Source organism: Weissella sp. DD23 (genome assembly GCF_001579105.1).
Taxonomy (GTDB): Bacteria; Bacillota; Bacilli; order Lactobacillales; family Lactobacillaceae; genus Weissella; species Weissella cibaria.
The window spans coordinates 3,291-4,909 of sequence record NZ_KQ970404.1; the positions used below are offsets into that span (position 1 = coordinate 3,291).

General features: G+C 36.8%; 2 protein-coding genes and 1 pseudogene. All 3 read left to right on the forward strand.

Annotation, left to right across the window (positions count from 1 at the left end; genetic code table 11):
• Positions 1-193: hypothetical protein (locus WEIDD23_RS14050; RefSeq protein ID WP_207644216.1), on the forward strand; the 193-nt coding region annotated here is incomplete at its 5' end.
• A gap of 2 nt (positions 194-195) precedes the next feature.
• On the forward strand, positions 196-1,245 hold the full coding sequence (locus tag WEIDD23_RS11795) for a hypothetical protein (RefSeq protein ID WP_062359081.1): 1,050 nt from the start codon (positions 196-198) through the stop codon (positions 1,243-1,245).
• Positions 1,246-1,408: 163 nt separating this feature from the next.
• Positions 1,409-1,619, forward strand: a pseudogene (locus WEIDD23_RS14055) (hypothetical protein); the annotation flags it as partial.

The window sequence follows — 1,619 nt, forward strand, 5'->3', positions numbered from 1 at the left end:
CATTGTGAGCGATGCTGCTTTCTATGGAATTCATATTGACACTCAGCAATATCTTGCTTTAATCATGGAAGATATTGGGTTTAATAACGTGCGAATTATGAGAATGAGAGATCGAGGTGATCGTTGGAAACTCGATAAACGAAAGAGTAGCGGAAAACAATTGGGTGAGTTCGAAATAGTGGGGGAAAAGTGAGTATGGAGACACTATATCAAGAAGCAACAAGGAATATGAATGAGGCAATACATCATTATTTCTACATAGTTGAGAAAACCAATAATTTTCAAAACATAACAATGGAAGCGTTAATTGACGAATCATACCAGCAAATTGTCGCAGTTGGTAAAGGTCTATCATGGCCCGTAGAATCTCTAGAAACTTTGATACAGGATTTGCAACGAGTTGAAGCTGTCCCTTTTGATGTTGAGATGGGGGTGTCATCGTATGTATACCAGAAGTCTCGAGAGTATATTGAAATTTTATTTACTGAAGCGGATAAAATTTCAGATGGGTTCACACATGTTGAAGAAAATGACATTAAAGAAGCTTCTTATCTCTTGCCAGTCTGGCAGGCAGTCTTAAACATTGGTAGCAAGGGAAGTTTAAAAAAAATATTTGGTACGACTACAGACTCCCATATTAGTAAGCCGTCTGCTAAAAAAATTGTAGACTATGCAAATTCATATTTTGGTGACCATAGTGTAGTAAAGGATGCGGTTTTACAGAGAATTGATACGACTCTGGAGGGAATTGTTCGAGACCTAGTTGGTCGATTGCTGTTTGAATCAATAGTTGAAAAAGCATTAAAGAAATATAAAGTTCCATTTATGCGTGAGAGTGAGTATTCAGGTATTAAAGGGGTAGTCTATAACTTTCGAGCTGACTTTGTAATTCCAAATTCAGATAATCCATTAGCATTCATTGAAGTTCGTAAGTCTAGTGCAAGACATGCATCCTTGTACGCAAAGGATAAAATGTTCAGTGCCATAAATTGGAAAGGAAATAATCCGAATATGTTAGGGATTGTTATTGCAGAAGGGGATTGGACAAGCGAGTCTCTTAAGGCAATGTCAAAGGTATTTGATTATGTTGTTCCAGCATCGTCTTCTGAAAAGGTGGCTCAATTTATTCAGAAATATTTGGAAGGGGATTCTAGTATGTTGAAGTGGATTATCAACTTTTCTATTAGCGAAAATTTGATAGATGATAGCATGATTGCGGATCCTAGTTCGAGAACTATTCAATAAGGTATCTTTCTCCATTAAGTGGTTCGTTGGTTAAGTGTCGAGAAAGCGAGCCGCGCAGGCTTCTAAAAACACGGAAACTTGATATCACGATTGTATCCTTTTTTAGGGTTTAGAATGAAGAAGTATATGTGTATACTAGTGTTACTTTAGAAAGGTAACGCTTATGGGTAACACAAGTAAACAAAAGTATACAACGGTAACAGAGTTGTCGAGTGCATTAGGTGTATCTAGAAAAACCTTATATAAACGAGCGAAAGAAGCTAATATTGAATTGTCTGGCGAGTATACACAAGCAGAATTAGACGTTTTAAGTAAGCGAAGTGTTACCTCTGTTTCGGTAACAAAAGGTAACACAAGTAAACAAAAAGAAACAC